Below are 17,727 nucleotides of genomic sequence, written 5' to 3' on the forward strand. Positions count from 1 at the left end.
TACAAATTTATTTCGTATATGGACAGTGAAACTCCGCTCTCCACTCGAGCTGACGAGAACCTCGCATCGTATTCAATAGATCTTTTCCACTCATTTGAGGGAACGATAACAGGACTTTTAGATCAGAAGTACCGCCTCCGTTTTTTTCATAAGCCCTGACGTGTGTAAATGTTGAATACATATTCTCTGACAGCATCGCCTTATTCAGGCATATTCCAAAGGTATCGCGTTCCATGTTTGGTGTTCCTTCTAACTATAAATGCACCTCTGTTTATAGTTTTCCAGTTTTCAGATGGTGTCTAAGTGTTTGTCATATAGTCAGTATTTGTGTTTTGTTTTATTTGTGTCCAAATCACTGACATCAATGTTGAGCTTTTAATAGACTTCCAGCTTCACTGCTTTCAAACCGAAACTCTCATTGGTTTCGTTGATTAAAAATTATACGTTGTAAAGTCTAAAAACGCCTCAAAAACCGCTAAAATCGGTGTGATCGCGATCATGATTTTAAGGGCAATTTATGTATGGAATTGAGTATCAGAGAGGAATGCTAAATTTGGTGAATGGTTGTAATTTTATGTTTCAGCTCGTCGATTAATTAACCGTAAACTCTGCGGTTTGTTTGCCTTCCTCACAGATTTATCACCGCGACAACGTCATGCTGTTAACTGAGTGTTAACGTTACGCTCAAGAGTGAATCACAAGGATGTATCAATGAGTTGGAAAACCATCAGCTTTCGTAAGCGGATGCTCATTATCATGACGCTATCGGGGTTGATAGAGCTGTTATTGCTTGTCGCCGCGGGGTTCACTTATCTCAAAATCAATCAAGAGCAAGAAATGGGAGAAAAAGCACTGGGTGTTGCCCGTTTTTTAGCGGACTCAGCGGTTGTTCGTGAAATGATCGAAACCCAAAACCCCCAGCCATACCAACTTCGCTTTAGAGAATTAACCGAAGCCATAGGTGCTGCATTCATCGTTATTGGCGACCATAAGGGAGTACGCTTAATCCACCCTGTTGATGAGCGGTTGGGCAAGCCAATGAGAGGTGGCGACAATCGTCGAGCGCTAGAACAGGGGTTGTCTTATGTTTCGACGGCACAGGGCTCGTTAGGTTATTCAGTTCGTGGTAAAGCTGCGATTTTTGACGAGCAAGGGAACATCATTGGTGTGGTTTCGGTTGGCTATTTGCTCGACCGACTGCAAGACCGCATCGAACCATTTTTGGCCTTTTTGATTTTAATGGTCATCGTAGTTGTCGTCGCTAACGCCATTGTATCCAATTATGCGTCGAGAAAGTTTCAGCGCGCCATTTTAGGCTTTGAGCCTGAAGAGATAGGGCGGTTGTACGGCGAATTAGAAGTGACGATGAGCACCATCAAAGAGGGCGTGTTAAGCATTGATGCCCAAGGGATACTTCGCTCGATAAATCGTAGTGCCTGCCAGATTCTCGGTATTGATAGAGAATCAGCGCTTAATAAACCTTTGACTGATACGCTGCGTGATAGCGATCTATATACAGTGTTAGAAAGCGGGCAGGAAGATCATGATATTGAGATATTCCTTAATCATAAGCGCCTGATTGCAAATCGCTCTCCAATTTATGTTGATGGAAAAATCGTGGGGGCGGTATCGAGTTTCCGTTTAAGGGATGAAATCAATGATCTAACCGAGCAGCTATCACAAACCAAGGAATATGCAGATTTGTTACGTTCGCAAACCCATGAGCATCGCAATAAGCTAAACACTATCAGCGGGCTAGTACAAATGGGTGAGCTTGATGCGGTGCAAAAGTTAATTGGACAAGAAACCGCACACTATCAAGCAATGATTGAGTTTTTAAGAGATACCGTTAAGGACCCGCTAATTGCAGGTATGTTGCTTGGAAAAACTGAACGTGCTCGCGAGTTAGGCTTACAACTGGTGGTTGAGGAAGGCAGTCGTCTGGAGCCCCTGCCTGAGTGGCTAAATTCGGAAGATCTTGTCACAATTTTGGGTAATTTGATTGATAACGCTTTCGATGCCACGTTAACTTCAATTCGCGATGAATCAAATGTTGCGTCAGAACGCAGAAACATTGATGTGTCCGTTAGCGATTACGGAAATGAAGTGATACTTGAGGTGATAGATCATGGCTGTGGCCTCCCAAAAACAATGGATCCACAAACATTATTTACAAAAGGCGTTTCAACGAAATCTCGTCAAAATCGAGGTGTTGGGTTGCACCTTGTCAATCAGCTTGCTACTCGATATCACGGCCATGTTGAGATGATACCCAATACAAATTATGGGACAAGAATAACGGTGTACTTACCCAAGGAAGAACAATTATGAGTATGGCGACTCGCGTAATGATCATTGAAGATGATCTGGCTATTGCTGAGCTGCACCACAAATACTTAAGCCAACTGACAGGTTTGGAAGTGGTTGGAATTGCGACCACGAGAATGGAAGCGGAAATGCAACTCGACATTCTTAAGCCAGATTTACTATTGATGGATGTCTATCTTCCCGATGGCACAGGGCTTGAGATACTAAATACACTGCGTGCAAGTAACCAAACGTGTGATGTCATTTTGATTACAGCCGCAAGGGATGTCGATACGTTACAACAGGCAATGAGAGGTGGCGTTGTCGATTACCTGCTAAAACCAGTGATGTTTCCACGTTTAGATGCCGCACTGAAAAAGTATGTGTCCCAACGCCAACAACTAGACATCGTAGAGAGTTTGGATCAGAACCTCGTTGATAAAATGCTGCAGTCTCACGCCAATCAAGACAACTTGCCGAACCGATTACCGAAAGGGATTGATGGTGTAACGCTAGACAAGATCAGGGAGTTGTTTCCAAATGGCAGTGCGCTAACCGCTGATGAGGCAGGTGAAAAAATCGGAGTGAGCCGAACAACGGCAAGGCGTTATTTGGAGTATCTTATCACTACTGGTGAACTAGAGGCTGATTTAAACTATGGCTCTGTTGGTAGGCCAGAAAGGTGCTATAAAAAAGTGACACGGTAGCATTTATATTGATGCTCTATGCAAAATAAAAAGCGATGGCTTGTTTTAGAAACCATCGCTTTACAAATTACTGCTGTTCCGCTCTAAGAGGTTAGAAGTTGTATTCTAACTTCGCTTCGATAGAGCGCTCAGCGCCAAACCAACAGTTATTTTTGTCGTAACAAGAATAGTATTCTTTATCGAATAGATTGCTTGCAGAAAGCGTGACGCTAGCCCCTTTCATTGATTCAGATACCGTTGAGAAATCGTAACTTGCTGCTAAATCAAACAAGGTGTAGTCCGGTACTTTTTGACTATTCTGTGCATCAATTTGTGCTTCTCCGACATAGCGAACGCCAGCACTGGTACGAAGGCCTGAAAGATTTCCTTCAAAGAAGTAATTTGCCCATAGAGAGGCCGTTTGCTCAGGTACCCAAACCGGCGTTTTACCTTCTTGGTTGTAATAACTGTCCTCGGTAATCTCCATATCGGTATATGTATAGCCTAGAGTGAAATCAGCTTGTGCTGTGGCTTGCCATTTTGCCTCAAGTTCAATACCTTGTGATACCACTTCGCCCGCTTGATAGTTCGGTGCATATGGATTATTCGGATCGGTCAAGATCGCGTTTTTCTTCGTAATATGGAAGAGTGCTAAGTTACCTGAGATATCACCAGATAATGGTGCGTATTTAAAGCCTAACTCCCATTGATGACCGGTTGATGGCTCAAATGCTTTACCAGAAGAGTCGGCACCCGCAATTGGCTCAAAACTTTCCGAGTAAGTAAGGTATGGCGAGAGGCCAAAGTCTAGCTCATACAAACCACCGACTCGGAAAGATACGTTGGTATCGTCTAACTCTTCCTTGCTGTTGGATACTGCTCCTAGATAATCGCTAACGGCGTCTGTATTTGAATCGTATTTATCCCAACGAAGACCTGCAATCATTACAAGTTGGTCGTAACGAACTTGATCTTGGAAATAAACGCCAATCTGCTTCGTTTTGATATCTAAGTTTTGTTTGTATTGGAAATTCAGTGCATTACGATCAATGCTGTTGTGGTCAGGATTAAAAATGTCCTGAGTTAGCGAATACCCAAGCGTGTCTTTGTATTTTACATCTGAGTCTAGATACTGATAATCAAGCCCGAACAATAAGTTATGTTCAAAATGTCCTGTTTTAACGTAGCCAGATAGTTGGTTGTCAATCACAAAGGATTTGGACTTTTCATCGGTTAAATAGGCATTTCGACCAACGGTACGGTTATCCGCTTCAAGTGCACCGTTATATGTGTTTTCCTGATAGGCATCGGCGGTCATGTAGCGGGCATTCTGTAGAAATTGCCAATTGTTGTTAAAGTCGTGTTGGACTTTGTAACCCATCATCAGAACTTCGCGTTCGTAAGTGTTCCAGTCCTCATCCCCCAAATAAGTGCTTGGTGACATCGAGCCAAGTGGGTTTTTAATCACTGAGCCAGACGCAGGCACAGTCGTGTAGATACCTGCTGATGGATCATTTTGATAGTAAACATTCACGTTCACTAATGTGCTTTCTGTCGCTTGCCAATTGAAAGATGGGGCGAGTACATAACGTTCGTCTTCAGACGTATCGGCTTGACCATCTCGCTGTTTTGCCAGGCCGACGATACGGTAATCCACATTAGAATCACCAATTTGTCCTGTGGTGTCGAACGTCAGTTCTTTTAGGCTGTTAGTCCCAGTACTAATCGAGACAGAGTGTGAGGGTGTTGACTGAGGCGCCTTGGCGATAATATTGACCATACCTCCTGGTGGAATATTGCCGTAAAGAACAGACGTTGGCCCTTTAAAAACCTCGATTTGCTCAAGAGCAACGGAATCTACCTGAGGTTGAAGGTTCCAACCGTTGTACAGCAAAGGAAGACCATCATAAAAGTTGGTGTAGTTAATAAAGCCACGAATATTGAATAGGTCGAGTCGGGAAACGGCACCGCCACGCAATTCTGTATTTACGCCAGGCGCGTAACGCAATGCTTCGCTCACCGAGTTTACGCCGCGCAGGTCCATGTCATCTTTAGTGATTACCGTGATCGCTTGCGGTGTTTCCTCCGGTTCTAAAACGGTTTTAGTTGCGGTGTTTCGGTATGTTTCTCCTAGCACCGTAATCGTTTCGTGTTGGGATACGCTCTCAGTCGCATTGGCGTGGCCAGCGAGCAATGCGGATACGACGATAGCAACCGCTGAACGATGAAATCGAATCGGACTTTCCATATTTATAAATTCCACTACTTTTTCTATTTATTGATAATGATTGTTATTTGTATTCTATATTCAAAGAAATAGGAAAAGTTAACAATTTGGTGCAAAACACTAATCTTTGGAACGTATTCTTCTGTTCTTAGGTTTTAAAGATAGCGAGTCGTTTGGCTCGACAGGAATCCAATACTGCATTTGTGCTTGTTCGCTATCAACATCATAACCTTCTGGATAAAGCTCTAACTCATAACCATCGATAGCATGATAATTAGAGTAGGGTAGCCAATGTAAAATAAACCATTCCAGCGTTGAGGCGAGCTCTGATGCTTTGCCTATGTGTGTAATGACGGCGTAGGTTTGCTCAGGAACAGCTAAGAGGTCTAACCCCGAGTTGGAAGAGTTCGTTGATCTTGATGCGTTTGCTGTTGGACTGCACTCATAACCTGCCCAATACTCAAGTTGTTGGTTGTTTGAATACGCTTGAGTCACATCAATCACGCCAAAGTAACTACTTTCCGAATTGTTAAGGTTTTCAGATGAATAAAGACGTGACCAAAGTGACGGTACTTTGGATTGGAAATCGGGCGCAGCGGAAAACAATCCGTGAATAGGTTCATGATAACCAGCAAGTTCAAAAGCCGGTTTTGTTTCTATTCGAACTTCAATAAAGCGCTGATGTTTTTTCTCTTCTTTTGGTGTCTTACGCAGCGTCAAAGGTTGTCTCAACCCGGAGAGTTGTTGCGTTTTTCGATATTCACGGGGGCTTTTTGAAAACATATTCCTGAACGCTCGGCTAAATGCGTGTTCAGATGTAAATCCCATTTCTATCGCTATATCTAACGAGCGGTCAGAAGTATGGATTAAGCGCTCAGCCGCAAGGCTAAGTTTAAGCTCTCTGATGTAGTGAGCGACGGATACGCCAGTGTGTTGTTGAAATACGCGTTGCAGTTGCCAGCGCGACCAACAACTTGCTTTCGATATTTCATCTACGCTCAGAGTGCTGTCTAAGTTGGTGTGAATGTAGTCAAGCACCGATTGTATTCGGTTTATGGGGTGTGGGTTAATGGCGCTTGATTTCATGGCGTTCTACTTTCACATTAATAGTGATTTCATTATCTTTAATTGAGTATCATTATCAATAGGATGATGAAATAAAAAGTAAGTAACACAGATCACGATAAAACTGTAATGGATTGCAAGTATGAGTAATTATTGCCCATATTAGAGTTTTTGCTTAAATTCTGGAGCGTTCAGATGAAACTTTTTTTATCAATAAAATACAATCGCTTATGACGTTTTGTGCAACTTATTTAAACGTTTGCACTGGCAAGTGTTGATGTAAATCAAATAGTCGTAGACAATATTGCCCCGTGTCGGACTCTCCTCCAGCGAGTACAGTGTGTACTTTTGAGACATAAGTGACTTAAATGACCTCAATACGTCGTGTTTCCAAGAATCGGAAATGCAACTTCTTGAGGTTCTTTGGGCCCATAGACTTTACCTATCAACGTAATAGGTAAGACCAATTTTCTATTTTGAGGTGCCATTGATAGGGTTGGCTCATTCTCTAGCCGTATCCGGGCACACAATAAGTACCTCGTTTTTAAGGGAAAGATGATGGTAATACCAGAAAACAGCAGCATCGTTATTTTTGGTGCTTCAGGTGACCTTACGTACCGTAAGCTCATTCCTGCTTTATACCACCTCTACGCGAACAAGCAGCTTCCAGAGAATTTTGCCATTCTGGGTGTAAGTCGCACTGAATACAGTGATGAGTCTTACCGCGCGAAGCTGAAAAAATCGCTTCAGGAAATGGAAAAGACTGAGCCAGAAACGCTTGATGCATTTATTAACCATCTGCACTACCAAGCAATTAATACTTCTGACACACAAGATTACGGTAAGCTATCTTCTCGCTTAGACCAACTTGCGGACGAATATCAATTCGAGCAACGCAATACGCTTTTTTACTTAGCAACCCCACCAAGTTTATACAGTGTGATCCCTGCAAGTCTTGCAGCACATGGTCTTAACAGTGAAGAGGATGGCTGGAAACGCCTGATCATTGAGAAACCATTCGGCTATGATCTTGAATCGGCGCGTATTCTGGACAAAGAAATTCACGAGCACTTCCAAGAGCATCAAATCTACCGAATTGACCATTACTTAGGTAAAGAAACGGTACAAAACCTGCTTGTGCTTCGTTTCTCTAATGCGATGTTTGAGCCGCTTTGGAACCGTAACTTCATTGATTACGTTGAAATCACAGGCGCAGAATTCCTTGGCGTAGAGGAGCGTGGTGGTTACTACGACAACTCTGGCGCTGTGCGCGACATGTTCCAAAACCACTTGCTACAAGTATTAGCAATGGTAGGTATGGAACCACCAGCGCAAATCAATGCAGACTCGATGCGCGATGAAGTGGTAAAAGTGCTTCAATGCTTAAAGCCATTAGACGAAAACGCTCTGCGCAATGACCTAGTATTAGGCCAATACACGGCGTCTGAAGTTCGTGGGCAAAGCCTACGCGGCTACCGTGAAGAGCCGGGAGTTGCAGACGATTCTCGTACAGAGACTTACATCGGTTTGAAAGCGTACATCAACAACTGGCGTTGGAATGGCGTGCCATTTTACGTGCGTACTGGTAAGCGTCTTCCAACACGCGTTACTGAGGTGGTTATCCACTTTAAACAAACACCGCATCCTGTGTTTGGTCAAAACGCACCAGAAAACAAGCTGATCATTCGTATTCAACCAGACGAAGGCATTCAAATGAGCTTTGGCTTGAAAGAGCCAGGCGCAGGCTTTGAAGCGAAGGAAGTGAAAATGAACTTCCATTACGCTGACTTGCAAGAAACGCAAATGCTAACGGCATACGAGCGCCTTCTACTTGATGCTTTGAATGGTGATGCTACGCTATTTGCACGTAGTGATGCGGTGGAAGCGTGCTGGCAATACGTACAGCCAATCTTAGATTTTAAGCAAGATCCACAATCCCTCTTCGGGTACGCATGCGGCACTTGGGGACCTAAAGAGTCAGATGACTTGTTACAGCGTGATGGCCGCGCTTGGCGTTTCCCATGTAAAAACTTAACAGATACGGATTACTGTGAACTATGATCAACCATAAGATCTACCAAACAGCAGAACAGGTAGTTGAAAGCCTAGCTAACGATATGAAAGCGTTTAGCGAAATGGGCAGACCTGTTCACATCTCTCTTTCTGGCGGCAGCACTCCTAAAATGCTGTTTAAACTACTGGCTTCAGAGGCTTACGCAACCTCCATTCAATGGGAAAACCTCCACTTTTGGTGGGGTGACGAACGTTGTGTTGCCCCTGACGATGCAGAAAGCAACTACGGTGAAGCGAACACGTTGTTGTTTAGCCAAGTAAATATTCCTGCAGAAAACATTCACCGCATCCGTGGCGAAGATGAGCCTAAAGCAGAAGCAGAGCGCTTTGCAAAAGAGATGGCAGAGGTGATCCCGAGTGAAAACGGCACACCTGTGTTTGACTGGATCTTATTAGGCGTTGGTGCAGATGGTCATACAGCTTCTCTGTTCCCTGGCCAAACGAATTATGATGATGCGAACCTATCTCTTGTGGCGTCGCATCCTGAATCGGGCCAACTTCGTGTGTCGAAAACCGCACGCGTATTAGAAGCAGCGAAACGCATTAGTTACTTAGTGCTTGGTGCAGGAAAAGCGGACATTGTTGAAGAAATTAACAGTTCACCAGCACACGCACTGCCATACCCAGCGGCTAAGATTCAAGCGAAATCGGGCCTAACGGAATGGTATTTAGATTTAGACGCGGCAGCAAAAATTGCTTAAGACGCTGCTCGTCGATGAAATAAAATTGGAGAGAAACAATGAAAGGTGATATCGGTGTAATTGGCCTAGCAGTAATGGGTCAAAACCTTATCCTAAACATGAACGATCACGGCTTTAAAGTGGTTGCTCACAACCGTACTGCTGCTAAAGTAGACGAGTTCCTGGAAGGTCCAGCAAAAGGCACGAACATCATCGGTGCATACTCTCTAGAAGAACTAGTAGAGAAGCTAGAAACGCCGCGTAAAGTAATGTTGATGGTTCGCGCTGGTGACGTTGTAGACAAGTTCATCGAAGCGCTAGTACCTCTGCTAGACAAAGGCGACATCATTATTGACGGTGGTAACACTAACTACCCAGATACAAACCGTCGTGTTGCTGCACTACGTGAAAAAGGTATCCACTTCATCGGTACTGGTGTATCTGGTGGTGAAGAAGGTGCGCGCTTCGGTCCATCTATCATGCCTGGCGGTGCTGCTGAAGCATGGGAAGCGGTTAAGCCTATCTTCCAAGGTATCGCTGCGAAAACTGACGCTGGTGAGCCATGTTGTGACTGGGTTGGTAACGACGGTGCTGGTCACTTCGTTAAGATGGTACACAACGGTATCGAATACGGTGACATGCAGCTTATCACAGAAGCTTACCAGTTCATGAAAGACGGTCTTGGTATGTCTGCAGACGAGATGCAAGCAGTATTCGCTGATTGGAACAAGACTGAGCTAGACAGCTACCTTGTTGAAATCACGGCTGACATTCTTGGCTACAAAGATGAAGACGGTGAGCCTCTCGTTGAAAAGATCCTAGACACAGCAGGCCAAAAAGGTACTGGTAAATGGACTGGTATCAACGCACTAGACCTAGGTATTCCACTAACACTTATCTCTGAGTCTGTATTCTCTCGTTGTCTATCTGCACTGAAAGACCAACGTGTTGAAGCTGAATCTCTATTCGGTAAGACAATCACTCCAGTTGAAGGCGACAAGCAAGAGTGGGTTGATGCACTACGTCAAGCGCTACTAGCTTCTAAGATCATCTCTTACGCTCAAGGCTTCATGCTAATGCGCGAAGCGTCTAACGAGAACGGTTGGGACTTAAACTACGGTAACGTAGCTCTAATGTGGCGTGGCGGTTGTATCATCCGTTCTGCGTTCCTAGGCAACATCCGTGATGCGTACGAAGCGAACCCAGACATCGCATTCCTAGGTTCTGATGAGTACTTCAAAAACATCCTACAAGGCAGCCTAGCAGCATGGCGTAAAGTAGCAGCGAAATCTCTAGAATCTGGTATCCCAATGCCATGTACGATTTCTGCGCTATCTTTCCTAGACGGTTACACAACAGCTCGTCTACCAGCGAACCTGCTTCAAGCTCAACGTGACTACTTCGGTGCTCACACTTATGAGCGTATTGACCGTCCACGTGGTGAATTCTTCCACACTAACTGGACTGGTACAGGCGGCGACACAGCGTCTACAACTTACGACGTTTAATCCGCGGTCAGTAAGCTGATCAAAGCAAAAGGGTGCCCAAGTGGCATCCTTTTTTGTGTCTGTAAGATATTGGTAGATTTAAAAGTTACATTAAACGTTGATTCGTCACGCACTTCTCAGAAATGGGAGAGCATGCATTTGCTAGCAGTTTAATATTTCTCTTCGAAGAGTGAAGCTAAGCCGCTCTCTGCCGTCTCCTCAACTATAAGGTAATAGAAATGACACAACAGAAGCATCCATTTCACACAGCTTTCGTGTTGCTTATGTTCATATTACTGATTACTTACTCCATCTATCGCCTTTATCATCATTTCGTTTTCGAATCTCTACCGCTTCAGCTCAGTAGTGGTTTTCAAGTGGTCTACATTGATGCGTCATATGTTTTAAGTATCGCAAGCTTACTCTTGTGCCCTACATTATTGGTCTATATTTTATTTGATCGAATGACTCAGTTAGTCAAAGTGCCGATTAAAGTGATAACTATAACAGTTGTCTTGTCCCTTATCGTTGCTATTCCAGGTCAAATTTTTGAATTTGGGCGATTGAAATATATTGCAGAAAATAATGGTTACTCAGCGTGTCCACCTTTCACAATTGCATCAAGCGGAATGTTTGTAGAAGCTATGGTAAAAGAAGAAAAATACTGTATAGAACCAGAAATTAATCGTATTGGTATGTATGGTTATTTTCACGAACTCGAACGGATTGATAACTATATCAAGTCACACGGAAATGACATCCAATAGAAAAGAGCGCCTAGGCGCTCTTTTCAGTGGTCGTTTTCTTGTTTTGATAAAACCTGTCTTTTAGGTATAGAATTGCACTGACCACAAGAGCCACTAAAGAAACAGTGAATAGGGCGTACATGCTGAGAATCCATGCGAATGTGGCCGTCAAGAATGCAATGAAGGAAAACATTCTGCTGAAAGACATCACATGGCCAAGTTTGTTACTTTTCATAAACGCCTCCCGAAGCTAAGTGGGGATAGACAATTGTGGTCATATGCCACACTTTTAATTGTCTGCTCTTTTGGGACGTTTCACACAAAAAAGTGGCTAAAGATTTCTCAAAAAAGGTGAAATATTGAACTGGTAGACAAATCGTTAAACTGAGTTGCACAGATATGACTTCGGTTGTCTATCACTTCAAAGTTTTTAACTACGCAGATTAAGGGCATGTAGCGCTATTATTATCGTATTCGAACTCTACGATACACAATTGCAAGTGAACCTACACTCGTAAGCTCATCCCTGTCGTCAGTTACAGTAAAAGCTTTTTTCTCTGTTTAACAATACCTTAGTAACTACGGGCAATTAAATCTGTTTTTCGATCGAAACTCAGATTGCACAAAAGGTGAAAAAGAGTGCTAGGTAAGCCTCTAAACTACGCCTATAATTAGCGCCCACATGGAGGATGTTTATTATATGAACATCCTTTATTTTTTGAAACTAGCAACAAGGATCCAGTAAAACATGTTTTTCTGGTTTTGTTTACGTCGACCAAGAAGGTAATTAACACAGCAAATTGAGGTTCTAAGATGACTCTTAACAAGTACTTTGTTTTCATTCCAGCAGAATTGGAACAGGAAATGCACAAGGACAATCAAGTGATCTCTGAGAAGGAAACTCAACGTCAGGCATTAGTAAAACAGGCACAACAACAAGGCGGCCTGTAAGCTAGGTTTCAAAGAGAAAGAGCACCGCAACGGTGCTCTTTTTGTATCTGAGGTCGTAGAATTAACTTAATATGCCAAGGCTTTTCAACTTTCTGTAAATGGTATTTCGGCTCACACCAAGCATACGAGACGTTTTGCTAATGTTCCCCTGGTTGGCTTGATATGTTTTGAGCAACTTATCTTCGACGGTTGCACGCAGTTCTGAAGTTGGTTCAGCGGATGCTGCTCCTTCTTGAGCTTGGCTGAGTTTCTTACTTAGGTGGGCTGGGACGTGTGTGAGTTCCAATATTTCTTCACCTTGCGCCATTAAGGCGGATACTTTGATTAAACTATCGAGTTCACGCAAATTTCCTGGCCATGAGTAAGACAGCATCAGAGAAAGTAGGTGAGGGCAAAGCTGTTGTTCAGACTCGGCGTGACGCCGATGAATGTTCTCAATCAGTTGTCGTTTGTCATCACGTTCCTCAAAGCGAGGTAGCTCAATGATCAAGCCATTAAGGCGATAATACAAATCTTGGCGGAACAATCCTTCACTGACCAAATGTTCCAGATCTTTATGCGTGGCTGCAATGATTTGCGTATCGACTTGAATACTTTGGTTTGAACCCACGGGAAGCACGGTTTTATCTTGCAATACATGGAGCAAGCGGCTTTGAGCTTCCAAGGGTAAATCTGCGATTTCATCCAGAAACAAAATCCCTTTGTGTGCTTGGCGAATTTTCCCCTGATAGCCTTTGCTGTTTGCGCCAGTAAAGGCACCGGCTACGTAGCCAAATAATTCAGATTCAACCAGATCTTTTGGTAGCGCTCCGCAGTTAACGGAAACCAACGGTCCCGTTTTTCTCTGGCTGTTTTTATGAAGCGCTTTCACAAACTCGTTTTTGCCAACACCAGTCTCTCCGAGAATCAACAAACTGATGTCTTTATCGATGACGCGATTGGCTTGCTGCCAACAGTGCTCAACTGCGGAGTCGCCATAATGAAGATCATTGGACGCCGCTACAGCACGAGACTTGACCTTGCTATCTTTATCGGTAAGCGGTTTTGTTTTGAAAACGAAAGGGTGCTCATTTCCCCGAGTGGATAGAATGTCGTCTAAGGATTGCCCAATGATACTTTTTTGCGCAAAAAGTTGAGAGGCTACTTGATTGTGAGCCAAAACTTGTCCGTCTTCATTTGCAATGATAATTCCTTGCCAACCACTATTCAGTAAACCTTTTTCGCACGCTAAATCCACACGAATATGCCCTTGTGGAATCAAGTTAAGTAGTTGATTCTCCACTTGCTGGACCATGTTTTGTACTAGTACTTGCGTTGAGAAGTCATGTCTCTTTTGCTCGCTTGTAATATCTAATACGCCAATGAGGTTACCAAGATGATCGAAAATAGGATTAGCCGAACAGCTAATAAAACGATGGTGTTGGATAAAGTGCTGATCACCAATAACAGAAACGGGCTTTGCTTCAACCAAAGCTGTACCAATCGCGTTGGTGCCTTTGACCTTTTCTTGCCAGCATGCTCCAGAGCTTAGCGAGATTTCCGTTAACTTTTCACGAAATCTAGGCTGTCCCCAACTGCCGATGATGACACCATCTGAATCCGTCAAAATTAAGCGACTGTCGCTATGAGCAAATAGCTGATTAAACAAAGGGAGCGCAAATTGAGTGACTGCCTCTAGCAAAAAATTGAGTTGGTGACGCCTATCTTGGAGCGTCGCTGGCGTTACTCGAATATCTTCAGGGCGTCGACGCTGTTTTAAACCCGCTTGTTCACTTCTGACCCATGAAGTTGAAAGCCAATTGTTATCGCTAATATGTTGAAGTTCCATGACTGTACCATTTTGTCACAGTGAGGGTGTGCCATTTTGGAACACTTGAACATTGGTGTTCACACCATACATCCGCTCAAACATCGCTCACTTGGTTTGTTATCGCTTGGTAATCATAGTTTTACATTTAATTAACAACAAGCGTGGCGTAGTTGGCGTGTGACTTGCGTAATGCTCTTTGTGAACAGTGCGATACGACACTGCAATAACACATTGAACGAGAAACAAAAGGAAGAGTTATGATCTATGCACAGCCAGGTAGTGAAAATGCCATTGTTAACTTTAAATCGCATTACGATAACTTTATCGGTGGGGAATGGGTAAAACCAACGGGTGGTGAGTACTTTGACAATATCTCACCAATCAACGGACAAGCGTATTGTAAAGTTGCTCGCTCTGGCGAGGAAGATATTAATTTAGCACTGGATGCCGCGCACAACATCAGAGCAAAATGGGCCAAAACCAGCGTGACAGAACGTTCGAACATCTTGCTGAAAATTGCTGACCGTATTGAGCAGCATCTAGAAGAGCTTGCTGTTGCAGAAACTTGGGAAAACGGCAAACCAGTTCGCGAAACCTTGGCGGCAGATTTACCTTTAGTAGTGGATCACTTCCGTTACTTCGCTGGCTGTATTCGCGCACAAGAAGGCAGTGCGGCAGAACTGGATGAGCACACCGCAAGCTACCACTTCCCAGAACCGATTGGTGTGGTTGGTCAAATTATTCCGTGGAACTTCCCAATGTTGATGGCGGCTTGGAAACTAGCACCGGCACTAGCGGCGGGCTGCTGTGTGGTATTGAAGCCAGCAGAGCAAACCCCAACATCCATTCTGGTTCTGATGGAAAAAATCGGTGACCTTCTTCCTCCTGGTGTCATCAACGTTGTAAACGGATATGGTTCTGAAGCGGGTCAAGCATTAGCAACCAGCAACCGCATTGCGAAACTCGCTTTTACCGGGTCTACGCAAGTTGGCAACCACATTCTGAAATGTGCAGCAGACAACTTGATCCCATCGACAGTTGAGTTAGGTGGTAAATCTCCAAACATCTACTTCTCAGATATCTTCGATTACGAAGATGAGTATCTTGATAAGTGTATCGAAGGTACGTTACTTGGTTTCTTCAACCAAGGTGAAGTTTGTACTTGTCCATCTCGCGTACTGGTTCATGAAGCGATTTATGACAAGTTTGTAGAGAAACTGACGAAACGTGCACAGCTGATTAAACAAGGTAATCCGCTCGATACCGATACTCAAGTTGGTGCTCAGGCTTCTCAAGAACAGTTTGATAAGATTTTAAGTTACCTGGAAATCGGCCGTGAAGAAGGCGCAAAAGTGGTCTTTGGTGGGGGAGTGTCAGAACAGCCAGAGTCTATCAACCAGGGGTACTACATTCAGCCAACCATGTTGGAAGGCCACAACAAGATGCGAATCTTCCAAGAAGAAATCTTTGGCCCAGTGATCGCTATCACCAAATTCAAAGATGAGGCTGAAGCGTTGGAAATCGCAAACGACACTGAATATGGCTTAGGCGCAGGTGTTTGGACACGTGATGCGAACGTTGCATATCGTATGGGCCGTAATATTGAAGCTGGCCGGATCTGGATTAACTGTTACCACGCTTACCCTGCACACGCAGCGTTCGGTGGTTACAAAAAATCGGGTATCGGGCGCGAAACGCACAAGATGATGCTGGATCACTACCAGAACACGAAGAACTTGCTGATTAGCTACAGCATCGACCCGTTAGGCTTCTTCTAGTGAAACTAAGTAATTAATAAAGAAAAAGCAGTATGAATCAAAACCCCGAATCTTCGGGGTTTTTTATTAGCGTGAGCTTGTCGGCTGAAGGTTAACTTAGATGTTTAACCTGCTTATATTGTGATATCAGGAACGTTGAATTATCGCCACTTTTCGTTCCATAAGCTTTTCTACGGCGGCGTTTTGCTTGTCAATGTTGAGTTGCGGATCAAAGTCCAAAACGCGATTGCAAGATTCGAGACTGGCAAATTGATTTAAACATTCACCAAGCTCTCTTTTAGAGCTTGTTCGCATCAGACTGCTTTCTGATGAGGAGAGTAGGGTGACTTTACGGCCATGAAACGTTCCTTGCGGCACTGCATCACTTTGCTGCGCTTGTTGAACGTCATGAACCGATGAATTGGTGTATGTGGATTGGATGTCATTGGACATAAAGACACCTAAACTCTCAAGTCTAAAGTTTGTGGCATCGGTGGTGCCTCATCAATAGTTACATGAGAAGACAATAACGCTTCCCAGGACTCGCTGTGCGTCAGCAATTCTGCTAAAGCTGTTTCAAAATATTCGTAATCCAGTCGCCTAATGTTAATGAGTCGGTTTAAACATAGGACGTGTCGGTGGTTATCTAAACTAAAAAATAACTGGTGCTCAGGCCAGTGATAATTAAAGGCCAAAAAAGAACGATAAAGATCGGAATTTACAATTTGAAGGCCAACAATCTCAGCTTCGAGCTGCAGAGTTGTCGATTCAGGATGAAAGATGATATGCACCCTTAGATTATCATCAAAGGCTAAGCTTACTTCATTTTCCGTTAGATGCAGTGCAGGCAAGCCTATTTGATGAGCAAACTTTAGCAAAATCTCATCGATAGTTTGGCGTGCTGACATAGGAATAGTCCCTTTTGAAATTTTATCAAGGAAAATATTAGATGTATCTCTTCATGTTTATCAATATTAGTCGGTTGTTATTATATTTTGGCTTTTAAATGTGTTGAGAGAAATAGAAAGGCAAAAGTAAATGTGTTCAGATGCATATCTCAATGGCAATGAGATATATGAATATCATTTTTCTCTAATAAACTTCAATTAAGGAAGGAATGAAAGTGAGCAGAAACTGCTTTTGAAATTACAGTCCATGTTAACTACGTGTTGTTAAAAAATGCGATTTATTGTCCGCTTGTAGTATAAATATAAGTTGATCTTTTATATTTTTACATAAAGAATTGTGTGAATTTCAAATGAGCTAGATTATATAAAATAAGTTTATGGGGTCATAATGAACAATTCTATATGGGCTGGTTTTATTGGGTTATTCATACTGAGTGGGTGCAGTCAGACTGTGTCCGTTAATGGGGGGGATGGCTTTGATACACAGAGTCAGGCATCAGTCTATGGTTGGGTTTCTGTCGACGGCTACTTTCCACCTTCGATTACTTCTCTTGAAGTGGAAATATGTAAAATTATTGATAATCAATGTTTTAAATCGGCATCTCAGAGCTACCAAGGCGTTCAGTTGCCTGTGCAGTATTCGTTTTTAATTGCACCAATTCAAGCTGGTGAAGGAAAAATGAAGATTATTGGAAAGCTTTATTCAAACGGTGAGCTCGTTGCGGAAAAAGAAAAGAACTATTTATTTTTAGAGGGAAATAAACAAGAAAACTTGATTCTTGTTCCAAAAATAAACAGATAAAATTTTAAGTACTACATTTTTATTAGAATTTTCTAATTTATAAAAATAAAGACTATATCTTTCCTTTTGTGAAAGATTTGTTGTCTTTTATAAACATTAATTACATGACTTTGAAGTCATCGGGTCAGTTGTTTTTTAGACTCATACTTGTTGCAAAAACAGTATTTTTTATGATTATATCTCGCTCCTTGAACACGTTGGCTTGGCGTTTTAGGCTATAAAACATAC

16 protein-coding genes are annotated in these 17,727 nt (G+C 43.1%); 9 read left to right on the forward strand and 7 right to left on the reverse strand.

Annotated elements, in window-relative coordinates; all coding sequences use genetic code 11:
* Window positions 1–7: 7 nt before the first annotated feature.
* Window positions 8–235 (reverse strand): hypothetical protein, encoded by a 228-nt coding sequence (locus tag R7O03_RS13505; RefSeq protein WP_005377125.1) that lies wholly within the window; start codon window positions 233–235, stop codon window positions 8–10.
* A 476-nt stretch (window positions 236–711) separates the two neighbouring features.
* Between R7O03_RS13505 and R7O03_RS13510 the strand changes: the two genes are divergently transcribed.
* Both R7O03_RS13510 and R7O03_RS13515 read left to right on the forward strand, forming a co-directional pair.
* A complete protein-coding gene (locus R7O03_RS13510; protein WP_053306993.1) occupies window positions 712–2,331 on the forward strand; it encodes a sensor histidine kinase in 1,620 nt (539 codons plus the stop codon).
* A complete protein-coding gene (locus R7O03_RS13515; RefSeq protein ID WP_138939089.1) occupies window positions 2,328–3,014 on the forward strand; it encodes a response regulator in 687 nt (228 codons plus the stop codon). The genes R7O03_RS13510 and R7O03_RS13515 overlap by 4 nt, the downstream gene beginning before the upstream one ends.
* 91 nt (window positions 3,015–3,105) lie before the next feature.
* On the opposite strand, the gene R7O03_RS13520 is transcribed toward R7O03_RS13515, so the two are convergent.
* Complete coding sequence (locus R7O03_RS13520) at window positions 3,106–5,241, reverse strand: TonB-dependent siderophore receptor (protein WP_213877639.1); 2,136 nt, start codon at window positions 5,239–5,241, stop codon at window positions 3,106–3,108.
* 99 nt (window positions 5,242–5,340) lie between these two features.
* Window positions 5,341–6,306 (reverse strand): helix-turn-helix domain-containing protein, encoded by a 966-nt coding sequence (locus tag R7O03_RS13525; RefSeq protein ID WP_213877641.1) that lies wholly within the window; start codon window positions 6,304–6,306, stop codon window positions 5,341–5,343.
* 537 nt (window positions 6,307–6,843) lie between these two features.
* Here R7O03_RS13525 and zwf point away from each other — a divergent pair.
* The 4 genes from zwf to R7O03_RS13545 all read left to right on the forward strand — a co-directional run bounded on the left by zwf (window position 6,844) and on the right by R7O03_RS13545 (window position 11,292).
* Window positions 6,844–8,346: a glucose-6-phosphate dehydrogenase gene (zwf, locus tag R7O03_RS13530; RefSeq protein ID WP_017634563.1), complete on the forward strand. Its 1,503-nt coding sequence runs from the start codon at window positions 6,844–6,846 to the stop codon at window positions 8,344–8,346.
* Window positions 8,343–9,059, forward strand: a complete 717-nt coding sequence (gene pgl, locus R7O03_RS13535; RefSeq protein ID WP_017634562.1) for a 6-phosphogluconolactonase — start codon at window positions 8,343–8,345, stop codon at window positions 9,057–9,059. The genes zwf and pgl overlap by 4 nt, the downstream gene beginning before the upstream one ends.
* Window positions 9,060–9,097: 38 nt before the next feature.
* On the forward strand, window positions 9,098–10,546 hold the full coding sequence (gene gnd / locus R7O03_RS13540) for a decarboxylating NADP(+)-dependent phosphogluconate dehydrogenase (RefSeq protein WP_005377160.1): 1,449 nt from the start codon (window positions 9,098–9,100) through the stop codon (window positions 10,544–10,546).
* Window positions 10,547–10,764: 218 nt separating this feature from the next.
* Window positions 10,765–11,292: a hypothetical protein gene (locus tag R7O03_RS13545; RefSeq protein ID WP_158156546.1), complete on the forward strand. Its 528-nt coding sequence runs from the start codon at window positions 10,765–10,767 to the stop codon at window positions 11,290–11,292.
* Between the two features lie 10 nt (window positions 11,293–11,302).
* Here the strand turns inward: R7O03_RS13545 and R7O03_RS13550 are convergent, their stop codons facing one another.
* Window positions 11,303–11,506 (reverse strand): hypothetical protein, encoded by a 204-nt coding sequence (locus tag R7O03_RS13550; protein WP_005377162.1) that lies wholly within the window; start codon window positions 11,504–11,506, stop codon window positions 11,303–11,305.
* A gap of 578 nt (window positions 11,507–12,084) precedes the next feature.
* Between R7O03_RS13550 and R7O03_RS13555 the strand changes: the two genes are divergently transcribed.
* Window positions 12,085–12,222, forward strand: a complete 138-nt coding sequence (locus tag R7O03_RS13555) for a hypothetical protein (protein ID WP_005377165.1) — start codon at window positions 12,085–12,087, stop codon at window positions 12,220–12,222.
* Window positions 12,223–12,283: 61 nt separating this feature from the next.
* Here the strand turns inward: R7O03_RS13555 and R7O03_RS13560 are convergent, their stop codons facing one another.
* On the reverse strand, window positions 12,284–14,050 hold the full coding sequence (locus R7O03_RS13560) for a sigma-54-dependent Fis family transcriptional regulator (RefSeq protein WP_005377167.1): 1,767 nt from the start codon (window positions 14,048–14,050) through the stop codon (window positions 12,284–12,286).
* A 239-nt stretch (window positions 14,051–14,289) separates the two neighbouring features.
* On the opposite strand from R7O03_RS13560, the gene R7O03_RS13565 reads away from it, so the two are divergent.
* The gene (locus tag R7O03_RS13565) at window positions 14,290–15,810 is read left to right on the forward strand and encodes an aldehyde dehydrogenase family protein (RefSeq protein WP_046874913.1); all 1,521 of its coding nucleotides are present in this window, start codon (window positions 14,290–14,292) and stop codon (window positions 15,808–15,810) included.
* 126 nt (window positions 15,811–15,936) lie between these two features.
* Here R7O03_RS13565 and exsE2 read toward each other — a convergent pair whose 3' ends face one another.
* Together exsE2 and exsC are read right to left on the reverse strand one after the other, a co-directional pair.
* A complete protein-coding gene (exsE2, locus tag R7O03_RS13570) occupies window positions 15,937–16,242 on the reverse strand; it encodes a T3SS regulon translocated regulator ExsE2 (protein ID WP_017821350.1) in 306 nt (101 codons plus the stop codon).
* Window positions 16,243–16,250: 8 nt separating this feature from the next.
* Window positions 16,251–16,697 carry a type III secretion system regulatory chaperone ExsC gene (gene exsC / locus R7O03_RS13575; RefSeq protein ID WP_005377174.1) on the reverse strand — a complete coding sequence of 149 codons (447 nt, stop codon included), beginning with the start codon at window positions 16,695–16,697 and terminating at the stop codon, window positions 16,251–16,253.
* 388 nt (window positions 16,698–17,085) lie between these two features.
* Here exsC and R7O03_RS13580 point away from each other — a divergent pair, with 388 nt between their 5' ends.
* Complete coding sequence (locus R7O03_RS13580; RefSeq protein ID WP_205390907.1) at window positions 17,086–17,499, forward strand: YscW family type III secretion system pilotin; 414 nt, start codon at window positions 17,086–17,088, stop codon at window positions 17,497–17,499.
* Window positions 17,500–17,727: the final 228 nt, after the last annotated feature.

It is taken from the genome of Vibrio sp. Vb2960 (assembly GCF_033337665.1).
Classification (GTDB): domain Bacteria; phylum Pseudomonadota; class Gammaproteobacteria; order Enterobacterales; family Vibrionaceae; genus Vibrio; species Vibrio alginolyticus.